Origin of the sequence: Bifidobacterium catulorum (assembly GCF_003129925.1) — a bacterium.
GTDB lineage: Bacteria > Actinomycetota > Actinomycetes > Actinomycetales > Bifidobacteriaceae > Galliscardovia > Galliscardovia catulorum.
On record NZ_QFFN01000002.1, the window covers coordinates 100062 to 118542 of the forward strand.

An 18481-nucleotide genomic window follows, 5' to 3' on the forward strand; every position below is an offset into this window, starting at 1 on the left:
TTTCTGGCTCCCCTCCTGGAGGAGGGGAGCTGTCGGCGTCAGCCGACTGAGGGGAGGGCGTCTGCTGTGGAGTTGGCTGGATGGGAGCTGAGGTTTGCGAGCCTGTGACTGTGTCTCCCCTCAGTCATGCTACGCATGACAGCTCCCCTCACAGAGGGGAGCCGAGGGAGAGGGGTCATGCTGTGCATGACGGCCTGCCTCGCGGAGGGGAGCCGGGGCTGTGTTTCTGGCTCCCCTCCCGGCGGAGGGGAGCTCTTTCGTGAGGCCGTGGTCTTGACTTACGAGGGGAGCCGGGGGCTGTGTTTCTGGCTCCCCTCCCGGCGGAGGGGAGCTGTCGGCGTCAGCCGACTGAGGGGAGCTCCCGAACACCCGTCCCGAACCCCGCCTACAGGCTCTTGAGCCAGGGGTTGGCGATGTGCTCCTCCACATACGGGCGCTGCCATTCGAGGAACGTCTCGTCGCTGCGGGTCCAGCCGTCGCGGCGGATCTCCGTGAGCACCTCGCCGCACAGGTGGTCGATGATCGACTTCACCTGCTCGACGACCGGGCCCGCGCCCTTGCCTCCCTCGCCGAATCCGGCACCGCCGAAGCACGCCGCCGAGGAGAGCCGCAGCAGCGTCTCCAGCTGCTCGGCGGAGTCGTCCATGCGCGTGACCGGGCCGCGGCACAGCTTGCGCAGCGCGGCGAACTGCCACTTGTAGTACGGCAGGTATCCCACGGTGATCGGCTCGTTGATGAGGTAGACGAACGAGGAGACCGCCTTGACGAATTCCTCGATTGACAGCCATGCCGCCGCGCCGTCGCCGCGCTCGATCATGCGCGGGAAGTTGTACTGCCCGGCCTGCGAGATCATGCCGAGTCGACGCGACACCAGCGCGATGAGCACGTCCTCGGGCATGTTCTTGAAGCCCTGCCTGGTCTTGGAGAACGCGCCGAGCGGGTCGGCGAAGATCTGGCCGTTGGTGGCGGCGGCCAGCGTCGCCTCGTCCAGCATCAGCCATTCGTGGGCCTTGGCGGGGTCGTCGCCCGGTGCCTCGCGGTAGCCGGTGATGCCTTCGAAGAAGTCGCCGATGGAGAACGCGCCCTCGCGGCGGTTCGCCCCCTGCGCACGCGGCGTGGTGGAGTCGGCGCCCTTCACGGTGAAGCCCATGAACTCCTTGGGCAGCAACGTCTCGTAGTCATGCTGGAGCTGTTCGCCGATGGCCTTGTAGTCCTCGTCGGTCAGCCACATGCAGAAGCGGGGACCGAAGTCGTGGTCCTGCGAGATCTCGTCGTCGAACCCGTAGCATTCCGACCCGTGGCCGACGAGTCCCGCCGCGATGCGGCCCTTGTATTCCGGCTAGCGGGCGGCGATCATCGGCTTGCCGCAGTGGTTCCAGTATTCCTTGGCGAGCTTCAGGCCGGTGATGGCCGGGCGCGTCGTGGCGACGGGCTTGGCATCTGGCTTGGCGGCGGCCGGGGCGGGGCCCGCCTGCGCCGCCGAGGATGTCATCGCCTGGCGTTCCTGGTCCACATGCCAGTCGAACGACTGCGCGGCGCCCGCGAGCTTCGTGGCCGTGGCCGAATCGTCGGCGAACCGCGAGCCCTCGTCGTCCCAGAAGTCCGAGCCGTCGTCGTCCGGCACGGCGACGCCGGCCTTGGCCGCTGCCTTCTCCGCTCCGTCGAGGTTCTCCTTGGTGATGTCGTAGTAGTCGTTGTGGCCGTAGCATTCCTCGATGACGGCGAGGGACTTGCGGTAGGCGCGCACGGCGTTCGCCAGGTCGCCGGCGTGGAAGCAGGCCTGCGCGTAGCCGGCCAGGGCCGACGCGAAGTGCGCGCTGTTCTCCAGATGGCCGCGCTTGTAGATGCGCAGCGCCTCGGCCGCGTGTTTGAGCGCCTCGTCGTCACGTCCCTCGTTCATGAGGATCAGCGCGAGGTTCGTGTGCGTCGACGCCACGTCCACGTCCTCGGTCACGTTGACGCTTGACGATTCGAGGATGGACAACGCCTTGCGCAGCTCGGCCTCGGCCGGTTCCAGACGGTCCGTCTCCGAATACAGGATGGAGAGGTTGTTGTGCAGCGCGGCGAGGCGGCGGTCGGTCGGTGCCAGGGTCTTCTCGCTGGACTCCAGCGCCTCGCGGTACAGTTTCTCGGCTTCGTCGTATTCGCCTGCCGCACGTGTGGCGGTGGCGGCGTTGATGAGCGTGGTGGCCCAGGCGTCGCTGCCTTCCAGCCCCATGCGTTTCGCCAGGTCCAGCGACTCCTTGACCAGCGGCAGGTTGTCGTCGTGACGGCCTTGCGAACGGTAGAATCCCAGCAGTTCGTTGATCACCGTCAGCTGGCCGGCGTCGTCGCCGAGCCGACGTGCCTCGTCCAGCGAGTCCAGCAGATACGGCTCGGCCTTCGTGGCCGCGTCGTGCGCGGAGAAGATCGCGTCGAGACCTTTGATGAAACCGTTGACGTCAAACGCTTCGTTGCCCATGCATCCCCCTGATTCGGTAGCGGGTGGTTATCCACATCAAGTCTAGATGTTGTGGGCCTTGCTGAACAGTGAAGCGTCACGAAAACGGTGTGATATTACCCACAGCGATTTCGGCGGGGATCGTTCGAGGCCGCCCGCCGAAATCATCGGGTCATGCCGTCCCGGTCACACCTCGACGCGGCGCATGCGCTCGTAGGCGTCGGTGTTCGTCTCGTGGCGGACCGAATACACGGCCAGGCAGAGCACGGCGAGCAGGGCGAGCGGCGCGCCGGCGAGCGCCGAGAAATGGTAGTCCATGCCGGTGGCGTTGAGCGCGAGGCCGCCGACGATGGATCCGCCGGCGTTGCCGAGGTTGAATGCGATCTGCACGGATGCGCCGCCGACGAGTTCGCCGCCGCCCTTGCCCGCGTTGGCCATGAGCAGCTGCTGGGGCGAGGAGATGAAGAACATGCCGAACGCCACGCAGAACGTCATGACGGCGGTGCCGACGTGGCCGCCGGGCAGGAGGAAGATGATGACGAGGCCGATCATGGAGACCGCCTGGCCGAGCGCGGCGGTTCCGGCGTAGCGCCAGGCGTCGCAGACGCGTCCGCCGGCGAGGCCGCCGACGACCATGCCCAGTCCGGCGAGCACCATGAGGGCCGGGACCATCGGGGCCGGCCAGCCTCCCACGCGCGTCAGCCATGGGGAGATGTAGCTCCACCAGCAGAAGACGCCGCAGTTGCCGAGGAACACGGCTGCGAGGATGAGCCAGGGGCCGCGTCGGCGCAGGAACCTGAACTGTCCTGCCAGTCCGACGTCCTTGACGGCGGGCAGTGCCGGTATCCATGCCGCGGATAATACGATGGTGGCGGCCGCCCATACGGCGAGTACCACGAACGCGAGCCGCCAGGAGAGGAATTCGCCGAGCAGCGTGCCTGCCGGAACGCCGAGCATGTTGGCGATGGTCTGCCCCGCCACCATGACGGAGACGGCCTGCGCCTCGCGGCCCTTGTCGGCCACGGTCTTGGCGATGAGGGTGGCGGTGCCGAAGAACGCGCCGTGCGGCAGTCCGGAGATGAACCGTGCCGCGACGAGCATGGCGTTGCCGGTGGAGAGTGCGGACATGGCGTTGCCGATCATGACGAGTGCCATGAACATCAGGACGAGACGTTTCGGCGGGATTTTGCGGCCGAACACGAGGATCAGCGAGCCGGCGCATACGCCGATGGCGTAGGCGGAGATGTAGTGGCCTGCCTGGGGGATGGTGACGTTCATGTCGTGCGCCGTCTGGGGAAGGATGCCCATCATGACGAATTCTGCGGCGCCGAGCGCGAACGCGCCCAACGCCAATGCGATAAGACTCTTCTTCATGGTTTGCTCTTCGTAATCGTATTACCGTATTAATGAATGAATCATCGGACCGTGGAACCGTTGCATCGTTTGACGTCATCATGATAATGCCCTTGGGGGATGACGACGGCGTCGCCATATGAACGTCCAATGAAAAAAGGAGAATCGTTGAAATTTCAACGATTCTCCTCTGTTGGTCGGGCTGGCGGGATTTGAACCCGCGGCCTCTTCGTCCCGAACGAAGCGCGCTACCAAGCTGCGCTACAGCCCGTAAGACCTCGATAGATATTACACGAGGCGTCATTTATGGCAAAAACACGGCGTGTCGCATGATTTTCCGCGTGTATCGCCGCATCGCTACACTGTGATGATATGACTGAGCTCAACGAGAACACTTCCGGCGATTCCTCCGAGAACGAGCAGGAATCCACCCCCCGCATGACCACCGTGGAACGCGCGGAGATGCTGCTGCGGCAGGACGCCGCCATCACCGAACGCATCGCGAACGGCGCCTCGCTCGACGACGCCGTCGACCCCTCGAACAAGGAATTCGGGCCGCTCGCCCACTCCGAGCAGGTGCAGATGCGCGTGGCCAAGCGCGCCATGATGCTGAACGAGGGCCTGGAGCCCTATCCGGTCCACCTCGACGTGACCGACACCATCGAGGCCGTGCGCGCCAGGTACGACGGCAAGCTCGAAGCCGGCGACGAGACCGAGGACGTGGTCGGCATCGCCGGCCGCGTGCTGTTCCTGCGCAACGCGGGCGGCCTGTGCTTCGTGCAGCTCTCCGCCGGCGACGGCACGAAGATCCAGGGCATGGTCTCCAAGCGCGAGATCGGCGCCGACTCGCTCAAGCGGTTCAAGCAGCTCGTGGACCTCGGTGACCACCTGTACATCCGCGGCCGTGTGATCGCCTCCAAGACGGGTGAGCTCTCCGTGTTCGCCACCGAATGGGCCATCGCCTCCAAGGCGCTGCAGCCGCTGCCGGCGCTGCACAAGGACCTCAACGAGGACACCCGCACCCGCAAGCCGTACATCGGCATGATCGCCGACGAGAATATCCGCAACATGGTGCGCAACCGTTCCAAGGCCGTCGCCTCGCTGCGCCACACCTTCGCGAACCACGACTTCATCGAGGTGGAGACCCCGATGCTGCAGACCGTGCACGGCGGCGCCGCGGCCCGTCCGTTCACCACGCACATGAACGCCTTCGACCTCGACCTCTACCTGCGCATCGCCCCCGAGCTGTTCCTCAAGCGCTGCCTCGTCGGCGGCATCGACCGCGTGTTCGAGATCAACCGCGACTTCCGCAACGAGGGCGTCGACGCCACGCACGCCCCCGAGTTCACCATGGTCGAGGCGTATCAGGCGTACGGCACGTACGACACCATCGGCGAGCTCGTCAAGGAGCTCGTGCAGAAGACCGCCATGGACGTCTACGGCTCGCACAAGGTCACGCTGCTCGACGGCACCGAATACGATTTCGGCGGCGAATGGAAGACCATCAGCATGTACGATTCCCTCTCCGAGGCGCTCGGCGAGGAGATCGTTCCCAACGGCGGCCCCGACAATCCCGGCACCTCCGTGGAGCACCTCGGCGCCATCGCCGACAAGCTCGGCGTGGAGCGCGACGACGTGGAGAACCACGGCAAGCTCGTCGAACACCTGTGGGAGCACTTCTACGAGGACAAGCTCTACGAGCCCACCTTCGTGCGCGACTTCCCGGTGGAGACCTCCCCGCTCGTCAAGGGCCACCGCTCCAAGGCCGGCGTGGTGGAGAAGTGGGACCTCTACGTGCGTGGCTTCGAGCTGGCCACCGGATACTCCGAGCTCAACGACCCGGTCGTGCAGCGCGAACGCTTCGTGGCCCAGGCCAAGGACGCGCTCGCCGGCGACGAGGAGGCGTGCGACATCGACGAGGACTTCCTTGAGGCGCTCGGCGTGGGTATGCCCCCGGCCGGTGGCATGGGCATGGGCATCGACCGTCTGCTCATCGCGCTGACCGGTGCCACGATTCGCGAGACCATCACCTTCCCGCTGGTCAAGCCGCTCGCGCTGTAGGCGGCGGGAGGCTGAGATATCGCACCCCCTCAGTCAGGCTGCGCCTGACAGCTCCCCCTGACAGGGGGAGCCAAGGCAATCACCGTACAGCCCAATTCGACGGCAAGACGGCCAGGCCTCAGCTACGTGGCTCCCCTCCCGGCGGAGGGGAGCTGTCGGCGCAGCCGACTGAGGGGAGGGTGCTGAGAGGGATCGCTCCCTCGGTCAGACTGCGTCTGGCAGCTCCCCTGACAGGGGGCAAGGCAATCATCGTACAGCTCAATTCGACAGACAAACTGGCCGGGGCCCGGCTTCTTGACTCACCCTCCCCGCTGGTGAGGAGGCGAGCGCGAGAACTAGGGCGATCCGGGTCGTGTCGGCCCCCCTCCCCGCTGGGGAGGGGAGCTGTCGGCGTAGCCGACTGAGGGGAGGGAGCCGCCGGGCAATCTCCCCAGCATCGTTTGCAACCTCCTCCCGCTTCCACCCATGGCGTACGCCAGCCGTGATGCAAACTTAGAATTAGCGTCATGGGGCTGTTGACGTCATTCGGAAGAGGGGTATGCATGAAGTGCGGCCACCGCGCAGAAGAAGCGTGAGGTCGCCGCCATCCTGGCCAGCTTCCACGGCGCCGGCTGAGCCGGCGGAGGTGCATGCGTCGCAATGCGAGCCGACCGGCAATGCGGAAAGAGTCTGGATGCTGTCGCGCCGGGTGGGAGCATGTGCCCTTCCGACATCCCGGGGCCGCCTCCTGCCGGTCCCGATAAGGCGGTGCTCCGAATGCCGTAGTCGAAGGATTTTTCGGGACCGAAGGATCTTTCGAGACCATACAATCCGCTGCGGTCATCCCCTATTATCATTGTGCTAACAAGAAGTTATCGAAATTCGGGAAGGGGCTTCCATGCTTTGCCCTCATTGCGGCAGCCAGAATGAATCCAACGCAAAGTTTTGCGTAAACTGTGGTGGTCCGTTGCCTACAGCCGGACAACCGGCTGATGGCCAACAAACAAGTATCCGGCAAGCTCCGCTGCAGTGGACTCCGCAGGGTGCAGGGCAGAATCAGCCGACATCGATGCCGTCGATGCCGCCAAGGCCGTCCTCTGACCAGTCGGCACCGGAGCGGCGGTTCCAGACGTCGCCCAGCCAGCCTGGAATGTTCGGCCAGCCCACTCAGCCCACTCAATACACTCAGGCCTCCGAATCCAAGTCGTCCATAACCGAATCGTTGTGGAATTCGGCCAATTCGGCCAATGCCGCGAAATCCTCCGAGGCCGCAAAAACTGCGACGGGTCTGTTGAAGCACATCCCGTTCCCGGTCATCGCGACGGCGGTCACCGTGGTTGTGCTGGCGGTGTTCGTCCTGATGTTCAAGGGTCTTCCCGGGTCCAATGGCGGAGCCGGATCCGCCTCGAACGGCGCCACTGCGAAATCCCCCGATCCCGACATCACGGTCTCGGATGTCACCTTCACCAAGGACTACTGCTGGGATGGGGCGAAGAAGGTGGACGCGTATGTGATGTCCATGGATGCCCGGAACAATCGCAATGAAGCGAAAACGATGATTCCTTCGTTCCTCATCGATTTCACATCGAAAGACAAGTATGGTGATGAGCAGAAGCATAGGACCCTTAAGGGTAAGGACCTGGATTTTCAGGATATGGGTACTACGCATATCGATGAGGATTGGGGCGAGAGTGCGATGGCTTTTGATCTCAAAAACAATGCGGTGACCTTGGGCGCAAATGAAAAACGTCGGATATCGTTCTATATCACGTTGGTGGAGAACTCCTACTATATGGAGATTACCTCGGTAAACGGCATCAAACTGTTTGACGTCGGCACGGCGTCGTCCGATGATGTGGTGCCGGAGAATAATCGGAAGGTGGATATATCCCAGGGGGAGGGGCCGTTCGGGTCGCAGCTCAATGCCACGGTGACCAATACGACCAGAGACTATTGGACCATGGCCGATGCCGCGATCACGCTCATGGCCGACGGGAGGCCGATCTTCGAGGACGGCGTCGAAAGAACCTGCCGTGTGGAACAGCCGTTGAAGCCTGGTGCCTCCGGAAGCTGCGACATCCCCATCTCCTCGGATGTGGAGGAGCTGAGGCAGGGGCATAAGCTGAGCTGGAAGGTCACCTCCCTGAGCTATGACAAGGATGTCAGCAAGTCCAGCGGGGAATGATCCGACGGCTCAGGCGCCGCGCATCCTCCGGGCGGCCATCCGCGCCTCCTGCTGGTAGCGACGTGTGCTTGCGATCAGTTGCTGCAGGTCCGCTCCCGCCTGGGCCGCCCGCGCCGCGGCCTGCCCTCCTTTGGGAATCGTCGCAAGCGATGATTGCGCGGCGTTCACGGCCCGCAGCGCGCGACCGGCCATATCGGCCACGCTGTTGGCGGATGCGGCATAGCGTTGGACGTCATCGATGTGGTTCTGGATGCTTTCGACCATGATCTGCCTCCCATGGGCTGTCTCCACGATGGATATGGGTGTGGATGGATATGGGTGTGGATGTGGCCGCGGCGTACGGCATGGGGCGTTCAGTCGTTGACGTAGACGGTTTCGGTGACGTCGACGCTGTTGGTGGCCGCGATTGCCGCCATGATGGATGACGTCGCGGCGTGGGCGCTTCCGGTCGTCGTATGCGCGGCGACGCCGACCGGAACGCCGACGCCGGTGCCCTGCAGGGAGGCGTTGGTCATCCGCTCCAGCCTCGCGGCAAGGGCTCCCGCCTCGTTGGCCATGCCCAGGGCCTGCTGTAAGGCGGTCTCCGCCCTCTTTCGTGCCTCGGCCCATTGCGGATTCGTCCTTTGGACGTAATGTCCCATTTCATACCCCTCGCGATTCCTTGAGATACTTCGCCGTCTCGTTCTGCAGCTCCTCCAGCATGGCGATGGCCTTCCGCATCGCCGCGGACGCCTCCTGCACTTCGCGCGTGGCGCGCTGTCCGGGGATCGAGCCGCGCGTGACCATCGCCAACTGCATGGCGTTGCGGTCGATCTGCCCTCTGTTGGCGGCCATCAGCGTTTGGAGCTGCTCCGAATTGTGGCTGATCTTCGCCGCCGCAACCTGGGTTTCATAAATCGATGCCATAGTATCGATGTCCTCTGCCGTATATGTGTATGTGAATGTGAATGATGAGTCGGGACTCAGAGCGCGCGGATCTGGTTCAGCGCCTGGGAGGCCTGCCGCAGTTCGGTGAGGGTGCTGTCCAGCGCACGCTGGGTCGCCTTGATCGAGGCGACCATGCGCTGGTCGTAGCCTCTGCTGCTGCCGTCAAGCTCGGTGACCACGAGCGACATGTTCTCTCGTGTGTTGTCCTGATAGCTGAGCACCAGTCCGATTTGGCTGTTGATCTCGCTTTGCAATGCTGCCACGATGCTTTTGGTCTGCCGTAGCGACATGATGTTCTCCTTTCGACGCCATGCCGTGGGATGGGGTCATGCGATGGGATGAGGGATGGAGGGCGGCGGTACGTCCGTCGGCATGGAGGGCGGCCGATTCGCCGGCAACGGCACCGTCGCGTAGGGGATGATGATCGCCGGATCGTTCATGATGGAGGAGTCCCAGGCGAGCGCCCGATTGTCCTCGGGCGTGTATTCGTATGCCGGGTCCGCGGTGATGGTGCCGATGACCTGTCGGCTGGTCTGGAAGGCGATACGCGCATCGAAGAAGTCCAGGCCGTCGACCGTCATGCCCATCTGCTTTTCGAATGTGCTGTATTTGCGCCACCAGCCGAGCACGTGGACGCCGTTCGTCGGCCCCTGGTCGCAGATCAGCGCGAATTCGGCGGGCATATGGTTCACGCGATCCAGGCCGAATCCGAGGATATAGGTTTCGGTCTCCTCCCGATCGTGGTCCTCCGGTTCTTCGGGTATTTCGGGCGTCGGGGTCGTCTTGGTCCCGTCGTCGCCGGCCGGGATATCGTCGAGTCCGTAGTCGGCGAGGTCGAAGCCGGCGTTCAGGTCGGTTGTGCCGCCGGGCGCGATGCCCCCGAACATGTCGTCGGCCGCGTGAAGCCCGTTGTCCCTGGCGATGGCACGTATCGCCTCTGCGGCGTCACGGCGGTCCACCAGTTCGACGTGCAGCCCTTGGACCTTCAGCGCATCGCGCAGCTGGGCGCATGTGAGCTTCCTGCCCGCATCCGGCGTCATCGCGTCGATGATCACGAAGCGTGCGGGTTTGTTGCCCTTACTTTGGCGTGCCAGGGCAAGGGCGAAGCCCATCAGCTCCACGTATACGGGACCGGATCCGAACAGGGCGACGTTGCGTCCCGCGTCGCGTCCCAGGGGGATCCTCAACGGTTCGGAATCGACTTCGATGCGTCCGCCGGCCAGCACCACGGGAGAGCCGTCGGGATCCGGCGTCGCGAGCGCGGCGTCGGACCGCCAATCCCGGTCGCGTTCGCCGTCGAACACGAATGGCGGTCGGGCCATATGCGCGCCGATGGCGCACTGCCACCACTTGCGTCGCTGCGGCAGCAGCGTGCGTTCCTCGACCGTGCCGCCCGCATATGCGATGTTGACGGTGTCGTTGTCCCTGGGGTTGCCGTAGTTGAGGTTCACGATGGCCTCGTGGGGGCGCAGATATGCGGCCGCTTCGTTGTTCATGCCGAGCGTGGCGCGGGATTCGGAGACCGAGTTCTTCAGCGCGATGCGAATCGGCACCTGGGCGAGCAGCGTGTTCTCCCCGCCCATCAGCGCCATGCTGTTGCCGATGGTCTGCGATGCAAGGATGATATGGATCCCGGCCGCGCGGAACAGGCGTACCGCGTTGGTCAGCAGGGAGGCGATATGCCGGGATTTCTCGTCGTTCGAGTCGATCATCATCTGGAACTCGTCCACGATGAGCACGATCCGGGGGATGGTATCGCCTGTCTTCCGCCGATACTCGTGGATGTTCTGCGCGCCCGCCGCCTTGAACCGCTTGAGGCGTCCGCGATGCTCGTTGAACAGGTGTTCGAGCACGCTCAGACCGAATTCGCGGTCCGCTTCGAGGCCTATGGCGCGTGCCTGGGGGAGATATGTGCCGTCGTCCTGAGGACAGAAGGGCTGCAGGGTGACGCCTTCCTTGAAGTCCAGCAGATAGAGTTCCAGTTCCTGGGGGCTGTAGCGTTGGCACAGGCTGTGGATGATGACGGAGATGAGGTTTGATTTACCCTGGCCCACCGCGCCGGTGATGAGCGCGTTGTGCCGTTGGTTGAGCGTGTCGCCGAGTGTGATTTCCACGGTCCTGTTGCCGTATCGTCCCACGGAGAACGTGAGGCCGTCGATACTGCTGCTTCGCCAGAGCGTGGCGTCGGACAGGTCCTCGACGGTGTCGAAGAGGATGGAGTCCGTGTTGTCTTCGGGATTCCTCAGCTGTTCCGTGATGCGGCGTGCCGTATCGATTAGGATGGTGTTGTCGACGGCGTACGGGTTCCGCTGATCCACGTAGGCATGTGTATAGTGCTTGAGGACGATCGTCTTCATGATCTCGTCCTCGGGAAGCATGGAATGCATGATGATGCTCACCCCTGCCGCGGGTCCCGCCGCGGCGAGGATGTCGAGGTCGACCTGGGTCTCCTTGGGCAGCAGCGAATAGTCCGCGGCGATGACCAGCAGGGTGTATCCGCCCATCGGATAGTTCTCATGCTCCCGGAAATCGGCGAGGGTCGGCGCGGTTCCCCGCATCATGTCGTACGTGGAACGCACCTGTTCCTTGATGCGGGCGATCGCCGACGCCAGATCCTGCTGGGAGCCGAGTATGTCCAGCAGCTGTCGTCCGCCTTCGTTGAGTTCCTTGAACGGTGAGGCGAATCCGGTGAGTTTTTCGTCATAGACCACGACGTTCAGCTGGCCGGGGGCCGTGCCGTTCAGGGCCGCGCATATGAAATCCTGGGTCAGGGCGATGGTGTAGTCGCTGTTCACCAGTGACTCCTCCACCCAGATGTTCGCATTGCAGAGCAGGGGCCACGTGACCCCTCCCACTTCTACTTCCCGGGCGACCCGAAGCATTGGCGATGCCATGATGTCCTCCTCGATGATGTGATGCGTGGTCTCGGCGACGAATCAGCCCAGTGATGGACCGGCCCAGCGCAACACGTATTGCGAGGGATCCTGGTCCGCCAGCCGTATCCGTTCCTGCGTCTGTTGGATGGTGGTCTGCAACGTCTGTATGGTGTCGGCGATCTTCCGCAGCTCCTGATCGGACTGCTCGATCTGCGATTGAAGCTTGGAGTATCGCGATCCGGCGGTCATGCCTTGCCAGGCCAGATAGGCGAACGGCACCTCCAGGGCGAGGAGCAGTATGAACGTGAGCATTCCCGAATTGGTGCCGGCCGTCACGATGACGAGGGCCAGGATGACGGCGACCACGAGCGCGATGCGGTGCCGCTTCGGCGGCTTGCCGTCGTTGGACATGGACTGCGCCTTGCCGAGCAGCGCTTGGTATTCGGCCGACTTGCCGGCGTGGCTTTGCATCAGGCTCTGGTATTGCGCAATCATCGTCGTCAACTGCTGTCGTAGCGTCGCCGCGTCCTGGGCGGCTTTCTGGTTGATCCATGCGATGCGCTGCCTGCATGAGGCGGTTTCGTTCTGGAAATGCCGTTTCCATTGGTCCTGGGCCGGTTGCGGGATGGGGGTTGTGTCCAGCAGGTCGAGCCGCTCCTGGCACGTATTCGCATAATCCTGTATGCGGCTGATGGTCTGACGGGAGAGGTCATGCCTGACCGGGGCGTATGCCGTCAGCTCCTTGTACAGGTCTTGGAACTGCTGTTCGGTCCATTGGCCGGGATGGTCGGCCAGGGCCTGCAACCCGAATATGGCGCTATGCGTGGCCTCGTCGAGGTTCCATTCATTCCCGTCGGCGTTCCGCATGAAGCATTCCGACTGGAATTGGCACAGACGCGGGAAGGCGGTTGCGGATGAATGCTTCAGGGCCTCCTGCACCTTGGTCAGCGCCTCCTCGGCTTTGCCTTGTGCGAGCAGTACCTCCATGCTGGCGCGCAGGCAGTCCACACGGGTCTGTTCCGATTGTTCGCCGGCTTTGAGGCAGACGTAGGCGTTGTCAAGGTGGTTTTGGGCCGTCCTGATGATCTGTTCGCGTTCGTGGACGTCCGTCGTGTTGTCGAGTCGCTTCAATGCGATCAGCGCCGCCCACGCATAGGGGTCGGGCTCATCGCCATGTGCGACGCGGCCGATGGCCGCCGCCGCCTGATTGTATTGGCCCTCATGGTAGAGTTTCTTGGCCTGCGCCAGCCAGTCATGGCCCTTCTTCGACTCCGTATGGGGATGCTTCTGCTCCTCCAGCGCGGCGTCGTAGCGCTGACGGGTGGGCTCGTCCGCGAAGGCGTCCGTCAGCGCCTGCTTGATGAGCTGGGCCTGTCGACGCGCGTTGTCGTCGCGCATATAGACCTTCTCGTACACGGAGAACCTGCGCTGCAGCTCCTGCTGAATCGCCGCGAGAGGGTCCGCGGGATGGAGTTTCAACAGCTCATAGTAATCGGGGATTCGTTCCATGACAGGGCTTTCCTCTCGTGACGGCGACGGCGCTCAGGACTTGGATCCGAAACGATTCAGGTGTTGCCTGGCGGCGTTTGCGGGATCGTCGACGGTGGGGGCCGTGCCGTTCTGGTTTGGGTCCATGCCGCCGTTGTGGTTGTGGTTGATTCGGTCGGCGAGGTTCTGGGCGAATATATCGTTCAGGACCTGCTGGGAGACGCCTTGGACGAAGGTGCCCGCGGTCCGTTGTATGAAGCCGTTGCCGCTGTAGTGGTTGACTCGTTTGACGAGGTCCTTGATGTAGGCGTCGTATTCGGCCTCGGCCCTTGCCGTCGGGCTTATGGCCAACTCGAACTCCTTGCCGAGCTTGGCGAGCGCGCCGAAGGTGAGGATGCTGAGGATCGCCGTGATGATGCCGCCGATGATGCCCGCCTTCTTCAGACCGCTCATCAATGAGATGTAGTGCTTGGCCCCGGCTACGGAATGCGCCCTGTTCTTGCTGAGCATGAGGATGACCTTGTTTTGCTCCGCGACGTCCTTGAATTCGCCGGCGTAGTATCCTTCGCTGATCGCGGCGATCCTCAGGTCGTTGGTGCGGGACCGTGCATAGATGGCCTTGGCGATGAGCTTGACGGCGTATTTGGCGATGAAGTAGCTCAGCACCATGGGGACGAGCGTCGTCAGCATGGCGAGATTGATGTCGGTATATGCCTCATCGCCCGCAATCTGCATCAGGAGCAGATACAGCAGGGTGCCGACGACGGCCCACAGCACGAAGCCCATGATCGTGCTGTAGTAGCTGTACCAGGTGAATTTCATCTGCGTCCGCGGATCGATGCCCTTCGCCCGGCAGTAGCGCACGAGCGGCTCCTCGACATGCGGCCTCCCTCGCCACTGCAGGTACAGCATCGTCAGCACGGCGCCGACGACGTAGGCGCCGACGGCGATCGGGATGGCGAGGATTCCCTCGCCTATGAAATTCACGAAGGCGATGAGCGCGACGATGAAGGGGATGAGCGTGCGCTCCTTCATCACGTCCATGAGCGTCCATGTGGTGTTGGCCTTGTCGAAGGCGTCGGGGGCCATGGGCTGTGCCGTCGGTGTCTGCTGTGCCGTCGTCTGCTGCTGCGGTTTCGGAGGCAGGGGGATGGACGGCATGCCGTTCGGCGCGGGCGGCACCTGCGATTCCGGTGTCGTGTTCGGCGTGGACATGCCGCCGACGGCGGGTATGCCGGTGCCGGTCGAGGCGCCTGCGAGGGGTGATGTCGCCGCATTGACCCCGAATGTGGGCTGTCCGTTGAGTCGGTGTCCGCATGATGCGCAGAATTTGGAGGTCGGTGCGTTGTCCTTGCCGCAATTCAGGCAGATCATTGATGGTCCCTTCTACCATTACGATAACTATAAGTTAGCATAGTGATTGTCGTTGATAATTCGGTGTTATGTGGAAGCGGTATTACGCGAATGACTGCCCGGAGGGGTGCCGGGGGGATGGCCGGTCGGTTCGGCCGGTGTCGCCGAGGATGTCGGCGTCGAACATCGACGCGTTGTCCGGCCCGTGCCGCCGCATCGCCCCCAGCATCGCGGCGTAACGGGGGTGTGATTCGGGGCGCGTCATGCGCACCTGCCGCGGACGCGAGCCTCGTGTGAACAGGTAGGCGTCGCCCACCGGCATGTCGAGCACCGCGTTCACCGTCGTGCCCGCCTTGGTTGCCACATACCGTGACGTGGCCACGTCCTGCCCGCCGAGATAGAGGCAATGGTCGCAGTTGTTCAGTATCGTGCGCGCCCGGGCGGGGCCGTACATGGCCTCCAGCTGTGAGACGCTCTGCAGGATGATGCTCACCGCGATCTCGCGCGAGCGGATCACCGAGATCACCTTGTCGAAATCGGGGATCGTCGCGTTCGCCGCGAAATCGTCCAGGATGATGCGCACCGGCACGGCGAGGCGGCCCCCCGGCGCTGCGTCCGCGGTGCGGCACAACGTCTGCAGCGCCTGCATGTACAGGGCGTTGACCAGACGGTCCTGCGAACGGTCCGTATCCGAGATATTGAGGAACAGCGCCGTCCTCCGCTCGCCCATCCGTGCGAAGTCCACCTGCCGTGGATTGGTGAACAACGCGTACGGGCCCGTGTACGAATAGCAGTCGAGCTTCTCCGCCATGATGCCCATGATGCTCGACTGCATCCTGTCCGCGCCGAAGCACAACGTCGACATCCGCCATTTGAGCAGCGCGAAGCTACGGGGGTTGTCGTCCAGCAGCGCCTCGAACATGGCGTTCAGCTCCCGCAGCGTGTGGTTGACGAGCAGATGGGTCACGGCATGGAGGTCGCGTTCGTCCTCCGGCATCGCCTCCATCACGTAGCCCACCAACGCGGACAGCTGCATCCGCGCCGCACGGTCCCAGAACACGTCGCCGCCGAGCTCGTCCGGGGCCAGCGCCGCCGTCAACGCCATCACGTCCATGCCGTTCGGGCCGCCCGACATCTCGTCCCGTCGGATGAACGACATCGGATTGTATCCATACGGGGAGAACTCCATGTCCGTGAAGTCCAGCAGCTGCACCTCATAGCCCTGAGACTCCAGCAGCGGGCCGACCCTGTGGTACAGGCCGCCCTTCGTGTCCGCCACGATCATGCTGCCTTCGCACTGCAGAAGGTTCGGTAGCACGTAGCCGCGCGTCTTGCCGGTGCCGCTGGCGCCGATGACCACGTCGTTGTTGTTCAGACCCGTCGTATGCGTATCGTTGCCGACGGTCACGCCGTCGGCGAGGATGCGCCCGCCGGTCAGGACGGCGGCCGGCATCGGCGCGGGCGGCAATGGCGTCGTCGGCATCGGCACCGTGTTCCCCGTCGTTGTTCCGGCCGCTGAGAAAATCGTCGTCATGCCATCCTCCCGTCATCGGTTCCATCGACGTCGCCCGTTGTCTCCCAACGGTTTCGTCATATGACGGCATCACCATAGAAAACGCCGGGATCCCGGCCGCGTAGATTCTACGGGATTTGTGTTCCCCGCTGATCGGCCGCATGAAGGCGTGACAGGAACTCCTGATACTCCCGCTCCTCGGCGGGCGTGAGCCGCCATGCGTCGGAATCGAACAACGGGTCGTCGTCCTCGAAGAACCGGCGCAGCGAATCCGGACACCTCTCGGGCGGCATGACGTTGTGCGCGTAGGTGAACTCCCGAAGCAGCCAGCCTTCCGTCAGTCGCCGATACCATTCCAGCGCCTCGTCCCAGTCGTCGAAGACCTGCCGTGTCGCCGCGTCGTCCATGCCGACTCCGATCAGCAGTCCCGAATGGGGTGGTGTGTCCCGGCCGGCGCCGGTGGTGCTGCGGTGGTCCTGCGGCGTCAGCACCACGAAGAAGCACTGGCGGTCCGTGTCCTCGTCGATGAGGTCGGTCACCCACGAACGGCCGAGCAGATACAGCGCCGCGCCCGTGAGCGCGTCCCAGCGCAGCGGGATGACGACCCCGTCATATAATTCGTCGTCGCCGATCAGCTCCATCAGCCGTATGATGTCGTCGGCGAGCACGTCGTCCGTCGATGCCCCGACGCCCGCCGGCTCCGGCGTATGGTCTCGACGTCCGGTTATGTCGAAGTACGGCCGGCGCCCGTCGACGTTGATGTCCGACCCGTCGGAAAGATGCAGTCCCTGCTTGGCGCACAGCACGCCGATGAGCTTGAGCGGCTTGTCCTTCGCGCGCGGCTTGCGCCGCGAGCTTGCGCGATGCGCCGTCGTCAGGGCATAGCCGTGGTTGTCGAGATAGTTCATGCACTGCCGCCGCAGTCTCGCCGCCAGCTCGGCGTCGTCGGGGTCGAACACGCCGCCCGACTCCTCGAACAGCATCCGATGGTAGATGAACAGCGCCGAGTCTTCGGCATGGCCGTTGCGTTCGCAGCGCATGTAGTCGTCGCGCAGGCGGGACAGCAGGTCGTCGGCGAAGTCGTAGGCCGTGCCGTCCGTGCCGGCGGTGTGGTCCGCGCCGGACCTTTCCCCGTGGTTCATTCCATGCCTCCCGTCGTCGTATGCGTCGTCCTCACCCATGTGCGACGACGGAACGCATCGGCCGCGCGCGTGATGCGGTCGAAGTCGACGTCCTCGCCGTGGTCCGCGGCGCGATGCGCCTTCCAGACGAACCGCCGCATCCGGTCGAGGTCCGTCATGAACGGAATGAACTGCCTGGTGCCGGGGAACGCCGCGCCCGTATCGCACAGGAAGCCGTCCAATGCCAGATCCAGCACGTCGGGCAGGTTCTCGAAGGACCTGGAGCCGGGTTCGAGCGTGTACCGTCCGTCCATCGGCCAGTCCGGATCGTCGTCATGACGGATGTGCCGCTGCCGCAGCACCGCATAGGCCCTGTTGTATTTTCTCGAATCGAAGACCGCGCGCCATTGGGGATCGTCGGGCCGGGGATGATCGGCATGGTATTGCGCATCGTACTCGTCCTCCTCCGAATCGTCCATGTACTCGTCCATATCCTCGGAGGTGTTCCTGCTGCGCATGTCCGGCAGCTTGTCCATCAGCCCGAGGACACGGCTGCTGGCCGCACGCTCGGACGGCGGCTTGCGTTCCGCGAGCGCGACGTCGTAGCCGTACCATCCTTTGTATGTGTTCGTCTCGTCCACCTCGCCGATGTCGTCGTACGGCGTGAACACCTCGGGCGAGCATAGGTTCAGCAGGTCCTGGATGGTGAACGTGGGGATACGCCTCATCAGGAACGCGACGCCGCAGTATATGGCGGCGTCATAGTATTCGCCGATGCCGGGCGCGATGCCCTTCGCCGTGCTCTCGGCGGTCTTCATGAAGTTGGCGATCTCCCGCGACAGCTCATCGGCCAGGTCTTCGCAGTCGCCGCCGGCGGCGACGGTTGTGTCCCAGCATTGGTTGGCCAGCGTGGTCAGACGCACGTAGCGGCCCATCGCCATGGTCTCCACGTCATGGCCGAATATGAAGCCGAATCGTCGCATCCTGGCGTTGGCGTCGGGGTCGCCGATGGTCCAGTCGGCAAGGTCCGTCAGCATCGTCGTGATGTCGCGCACCGACCGGCGGATCTCGTCGCAGTCGCCGTGCCAGGCCATGAGTCTGTTGCGTTCCCACCGCCAGACCGGTTCCATAACGTAGGCCATGTCGCTCCTTGTGTCCCTCTCTGCATATCACGATTCGATGACG

General features: G+C 63.8%; 13 protein-coding genes, 1 tRNA gene and 1 pseudogene. 2 read left to right on the plus strand and 13 right to left on the minus strand.

All coding sequences use genetic code 11. The features are described from left to right. Positions 1-385: 385 nt before the first annotated feature. The 3 genes and pseudogenes from DF200_RS01575 to DF200_RS01585 form a co-directional block, all read right to left on the minus strand. Positions 386-2461 (minus strand): annotated as a pseudogene (locus DF200_RS01575) (DUF4037 domain-containing protein). A gap of 165 nt (positions 2462-2626) precedes the next feature. Beyond that, positions 2627-3814: an MFS transporter gene (locus DF200_RS01580; protein ID WP_109136543.1), complete on the minus strand. Its 1188-nt coding sequence runs from the start codon at positions 3812-3814 to the stop codon at positions 2627-2629. 173 nt (positions 3815-3987) lie between these two features. Next, a tRNA-Pro gene (locus DF200_RS01585) sits at positions 3988-4064 on the minus strand. 101 nt (positions 4065-4165) lie between these two features. On the opposite strand from DF200_RS01585, the gene lysS reads away from it, so the two are divergent. Both lysS and DF200_RS01595 read left to right on the plus strand, forming a co-directional pair. Continuing rightward, entirely contained in the window at positions 4166-5854 is a 1689-nt protein-coding gene (lysS, locus tag DF200_RS01590) for a lysine--tRNA ligase (protein WP_109136544.1), read from the plus strand. Between the two features lie 877 nt (positions 5855-6731). Further along, on the plus strand, positions 6732-8018 hold the full coding sequence (locus tag DF200_RS01595) for a zinc ribbon domain-containing protein (RefSeq protein ID WP_109136545.1): 1287 nt from the start codon (positions 6732-6734) through the stop codon (positions 8016-8018). 9 nt (positions 8019-8027) lie between these two features. On the opposite strand, the gene DF200_RS01600 is transcribed toward DF200_RS01595, so the two are convergent. The 10 genes from DF200_RS01600 to DF200_RS01645 form a co-directional block, all read right to left on the minus strand. Then, complete coding sequence (locus tag DF200_RS01600; protein ID WP_109136546.1) at positions 8028-8282, minus strand: hypothetical protein; 255 nt, start codon at positions 8280-8282, stop codon at positions 8028-8030. A gap of 89 nt (positions 8283-8371) precedes the next feature. Continuing rightward, positions 8372-8659, minus strand: coding sequence for a hypothetical protein (locus tag DF200_RS01605; RefSeq protein ID WP_109136547.1), 288 nt, complete (start codon positions 8657-8659; stop codon positions 8372-8374). A 1-nt stretch (position 8660) separates the two neighbouring features. Continuing rightward, positions 8661-8924 (minus strand): hypothetical protein, encoded by a 264-nt coding sequence (locus DF200_RS01610; RefSeq protein WP_109136548.1) that lies wholly within the window; start codon positions 8922-8924, stop codon positions 8661-8663. A gap of 56 nt (positions 8925-8980) precedes the next feature. Continuing rightward, on the minus strand, positions 8981-9235 hold the full coding sequence (locus DF200_RS01615) for a hypothetical protein (protein ID WP_109136549.1): 255 nt from the start codon (positions 9233-9235) through the stop codon (positions 8981-8983). A 36-nt stretch (positions 9236-9271) separates the two neighbouring features. Then, positions 9272-11839 (minus strand): FtsK/SpoIIIE domain-containing protein, encoded by a 2568-nt coding sequence (locus DF200_RS01620; protein WP_109136550.1) that lies wholly within the window; start codon positions 11837-11839, stop codon positions 9272-9274. 42 nt (positions 11840-11881) lie between these two features. Continuing rightward, entirely contained in the window at positions 11882-13330 is a 1449-nt protein-coding gene (locus DF200_RS01625) for a hypothetical protein (RefSeq protein ID WP_109136551.1), read from the minus strand. Positions 13331-13363: 33 nt separating this feature from the next. Continuing rightward, a complete protein-coding gene (locus tag DF200_RS01630; RefSeq protein WP_109136552.1) occupies positions 13364-14683 on the minus strand; it encodes a zinc ribbon domain-containing protein in 1320 nt (439 codons plus the stop codon). A gap of 82 nt (positions 14684-14765) precedes the next feature. Continuing rightward, positions 14766-16196, minus strand: coding sequence for a VirD4-like conjugal transfer protein, CD1115 family (locus DF200_RS01635; RefSeq protein WP_109136553.1), 1431 nt, complete (start codon positions 16194-16196; stop codon positions 14766-14768). 107 nt (positions 16197-16303) lie between these two features. Continuing rightward, positions 16304-17317 (minus strand): hypothetical protein, encoded by a 1014-nt coding sequence (locus DF200_RS01640; protein ID WP_109136554.1) that lies wholly within the window; start codon positions 17315-17317, stop codon positions 16304-16306. Next, positions 17314-18438 carry a hypothetical protein gene (locus DF200_RS01645; RefSeq protein ID WP_109136555.1) on the minus strand — a complete coding sequence of 375 codons (1125 nt, stop codon included), beginning with the start codon at positions 18436-18438 and terminating at the stop codon, positions 17314-17316. The genes DF200_RS01640 and DF200_RS01645 overlap by 4 nt, the downstream gene beginning before the upstream one ends. Between the last annotated feature and the right edge of the window lie 43 nt (positions 18439-18481).